This window comes from Bacteroidota bacterium, from assembly GCA_034723125.1.
Taxonomy (GTDB): Bacteria; Bacteroidota; Bacteroidia; order CAILMK01; family JAAYUY01; genus JAYEOP01.
This window is the reverse complement of the sequence record JAYEOP010000160.1, coordinates 1-3,876: the sequence shown is the minus strand read 5'-3', so window position 1 is coordinate 3,876 and position 3,876 is coordinate 1. Positions and strand designations below refer to the sequence as shown.

Annotated in this window: 5 protein-coding genes; 3 read left to right on the top strand and 2 right to left on the bottom strand. The window is 37.4% G+C overall.

Annotation, left to right across the window (positions count from 1 at the left end; all coding sequences use genetic code 11):
• Nucleotides 1–18: 18 nt before the first annotated feature.
• Nucleotides 19–1,014 carry an IS3 family transposase gene (locus tag U9R42_04785; protein ID MEA3495332.1) on the bottom strand — a complete coding sequence of 332 codons (996 nt, stop codon included), beginning with the start codon at nucleotides 1,012–1,014 and terminating at the stop codon, nucleotides 19–21.
• Complete coding sequence (locus tag U9R42_04780; protein MEA3495331.1) at nucleotides 1,007–1,294, bottom strand: transposase; 288 nt, start codon at nucleotides 1,292–1,294, stop codon at nucleotides 1,007–1,009. Before U9R42_04780 ends, U9R42_04785 begins: the two co-directional genes overlap by 8 nt.
• Nucleotides 1,295–1,773: 479 nt before the next feature.
• Between U9R42_04780 and U9R42_04775 the strand changes: the two genes are divergently transcribed.
• The 3 genes from U9R42_04775 (at nucleotide 1,774) to U9R42_04765 (ending at nucleotide 3,783) form a co-directional block, all read left to right on the top strand.
• Nucleotides 1,774–2,841, top strand: a complete 1,068-nt coding sequence (locus U9R42_04775) for a mechanosensitive ion channel family protein (protein ID MEA3495330.1) — start codon at nucleotides 1,774–1,776, stop codon at nucleotides 2,839–2,841.
• A 131-nt stretch (nucleotides 2,842–2,972) separates the two neighbouring features.
• A complete protein-coding gene (locus U9R42_04770; GenBank protein ID MEA3495329.1) occupies nucleotides 2,973–3,140 on the top strand; it encodes an AbrB/MazE/SpoVT family DNA-binding domain-containing protein in 168 nt (55 codons plus the stop codon).
• Between the two features lie 85 nt (nucleotides 3,141–3,225).
• Nucleotides 3,226–3,783: a Fic family protein gene (locus U9R42_04765; GenBank protein MEA3495328.1), complete on the top strand. Its 558-nt coding sequence runs from the start codon at nucleotides 3,226–3,228 to the stop codon at nucleotides 3,781–3,783.
• The last annotated feature ends 93 nt before the right edge of the window (nucleotides 3,784–3,876 follow it).

Sequence of the window (3,876 nt, the reverse complement as noted above, 5' to 3'; positions counted from 1 at the left end):
TTTACCTCCCCCCATTCTTTAGACAGTATTTTGGCAATTAATGTGACTAATTTCGACCTTTTGATTATTAATAATTGGAGTGATAAAATGTTTCGGCGATTCAGGTATAAGGCGTCGTCTGGCTATCCATGCGGGGCTCAGGGATGATTCTGTGGCTTCGTTTTTCCGCGGTTCATCCAAATTGATGCCGAAATAGATTTCTGACGGCGTTTGATAATTTAGATTCTCGTGGATGCGTTCGTAGTTGTAGGTGTGAAAATATACAGCAAGCGACTGGTGCGCATCGGCAAACGAATTATATTCTTTCAGATAGACTTCTTCGTATTTGACGCTTCGCCATAACCGCTCGGTAAAAATATTATCAAAACATCGGCCTCGTCCATCCATGCTGATTTTAATTGACTCATGCGCTTCCAATACAGACAAGTAGTCTTCGGCTGTAAACTGAACGCCCTGATCGGAATTGTTTATTTCGGGCAAAGCGATTGTAAGCGCCTCTTTGAGGCAAGCAATGCAAAAGTCAGATTCCAGACTGCGCGACAATTTCCAGCTGATTACGTAGCGCGAATGCCAATCCAGGATAGCTACCAGATAGAACCATTTGCCATTAGCGCGAATATAGGTGATATCAGTTCCCCAGACATGGTTTGGGTGGTTGATATCAACTTTGTTCAGTAAATAAGGGTATTTTACGTGTTCTTTAGCGTTTTTACTTAGATTCCGCTTTGGCCGTATTGCCTGGATGCCCATTATGTTCATCAGCCGTTCTATGCGCTTATGATTGACTTTTTCTTTCTCGCGATTGAGTTGGGCAGTCATTTTAGGTATTCCGTAATATGGATACTTGGTATAGATCTCATCGATCCGGCGCATCAGGTAAATGTTTTTTTCGTTTTCCGGCTTAGACCGGTAATAATAACTCCCGCGGCATAATCCGAGAAGCTCGCATTGGCGCGCGATAGATATGTCCTTGTGTTCCGGCTTAATAAACTGATGGCGCTCCTTTTTAGGCAATTCCCATATTTTTTTTTAGCCAGTCCATTTCAACTTTGGATTGGCCAATCTGCTTGTAAAGTTCTTCGATTAATTCATCTTTTTTCTTTTTTTTGGCAGCGGATTTATTATCGAAACCGGAGGTTAGTATTTCCAATGCCCGGTCTTTCCACCTTCTGGCTTGTGTAGGGTGTATGCTATAGCGAGAACAGATGACGGCTACTGATTCTTTTTCCTTAATGAGATCCAGGGCGACTCTAATTTTGAATGATGTTGAATGTTTACGTTTAATATTACCCATATGATTTAGATTTTTTATGCCTTAATTATATCTTAGCATACTGTCTAAATTTTGGGGTAAGGCTTAGTTGGTAGTACTGTTCTATTTTTTGGGAATGGTGTGCTTCAATATTAAAAGATTACATGATATTGGATTGCCTGGTCCGCTCGCAGGCTTTACCTTTGTTCCAGTATTATTTTTTACTTTTTTGTTATTTAAGAAAGGTGAACTAGCAGATAATAAATATGGCGAAGCAAGATAGTTTTTTATAAACTACTGATAGTAGTTTTACTTAGATCGGGCAGTAAAACTACGCCGGTATTTTCTTGAAACCACGTTCTAACCGATTTCCAACACCCGTGCAAATAAAATCACAGCTAATTTTAGCTGTGATTTTTAGTACGGGAGCTTGCAGGTTCGAACCTGATTTGCTAAAATTAAAACAAGAGATAAACGCATGGATTATTTTAGAAAATTTAATAGATTAACATTACAATTTTATGGATTTATTTAACAATTGGTTTAATTATTTTTCTGATTATGAATTTATGGGCATGGAAATAGCTGCTTATTTTAAGGTAGCTTTTGTTTTTATTATTACCTTAGTTATTTTAAAAATATTTAAAATAGCAGTTATCGCTCGATTAAAAAAGGTATTTAAGAAAACCAAAACCGAGATTGATGACGCGGTAATTGATGCTATTAGCGCCATCGGCTGGCCTTTTTATTTTACTGTTTCTGTTTTTTTCTCCTCGCGATTTATTAAATTACCTGATATCGCGGGCAAATGGCTATTTAATATTTTACTGATAGTAATGGTTTTTTACGCCATCCGGTTTATCGCTGATTTACTTGATTTTGGCGCCAAAAAAATAACAGAAAGAAAAAAAGAAGAGGGAGGGCAAACCGGTATCATAAAAGCTTTAAGCGTGATTATGAAGATTATATTATGGGTCGGTGCTTTAATCCTTATTTTATCGAATTTGGGGTATAACGTGACATCGCTAATTGCCGGACTGGGTATCGGCGGGATCGCGATCGGTCTGGCTTTGCAGAATATACTGGGTGATCTGTTTTCTTCTTTGGCGATTCATTTTGACAAGCCGTTTAAGCAGGGAGATTTTATAATTGTCGGCGAAAATTTGGGTACGGTCAAGCATGTGGGCATAAAAACAACCCGCATAACCGCCCTGCAGGGAGAAGAAATAATTATGTCCAATACGGACATGACCAGTTCGCGGGTGCAGAATTTCGGCCAGATGGAAAAGCGGCGCGTGGTATTTTCGATTGGCGTTAGCTATGAAACAAAAATAGACAAGCTTAAACAAATTCCAACTATGATAAAAGAAATAATAAACCAGCAGGAATTGCTTGAGCTAGATCGGGTGAATTTTAAAGAATTCGGCGATTCTAGTTTGGTCCATGAAATTGTCTATTACATTGCGAGCGCGGATTACAATAAATACATGGACGCGCAGGAGGAAATTAATCTGGAGATTGTAGATAAATTTCAAAAGGAGAATATTGAAATCGCATATCCGACTACGACAGTATATTTAAAAAAGTGAAAAATTAAATAATTTGGCGAAAAAAAGCAGGTTTATTTGAACCTGTTTTTTTGCTATAATAAAAATAGATAAATATTACGTATACATTTAAATATACATTTTAATGTATACGTAAGCTTAAGGAAAAAATTATGCGTAGAAAACTTAAAAACAATGAGATTCGCAAGATCTACAAACATGGCAACAGTCTGGGCGTAACTTTGCCCCGGGAGATATTGGATGTGCTTAAGTGGAGGAAAGGGCAGAAGCTGGTGGTGAAAAAGCGAGGTCAGGGAATTTTGATCGTGGATTGGGAATAAAGGCCTTAAAGAGAATAACATGATCCAGAATAAGGTAATTGATAAATCTTCCTAATATGGTATAGTTAAAAAATAAAGCTAAACCATATTAAAAATATATGGCGGCGCATCCCATAAACCGCCGGAAGCTATTGATGTACCGAAGTTGATGAGAAAATTAATTAAGTGGTGTTTTGGCAATAGAAAATTACACCCAGTTGAATTGGCAAGTATAATGCATCATAAGTTGGTATATATTCATTCATTTTTTGACGGTAATGGCCGTACCTCAAGGCTTGTGATGAATATTATATTAATGCAAGTTGGTTTTCCTTTGGTGGCGGTAATGAAAACTGACAGAAAGCGTTATTATATGGCTTTGAGTCTGGCGGATAAGGGCGATTATTCTTCTTTTGTTAATTTTATTGCCAGGGCAGTTGAAAGAACTCTTGATATATATTTAAAAGTTGTTACGCCCAAATCTTTAGTTAAAGAAAAATATGTTAGTTTAGCGGAACTTGCTAAAGACACAAGATATGATAAAAAGTATCTTAATCTTTTAGCCCGTACCGGTAAATTAGAGGCTCACAAGGATGGCCGTAATTGGCTGGCATCTAAAGAGGCATTAAATAGATATATTAAAGGGAGAGAGCGTAAAAGATAGATGATTTTAAGTAAGTATAACTACCCCGGCTTTAGTCAATTCCGGCAGTATCACAATCTCTGTGGTATTTTTAAAATAAGTTCTAACATCGTG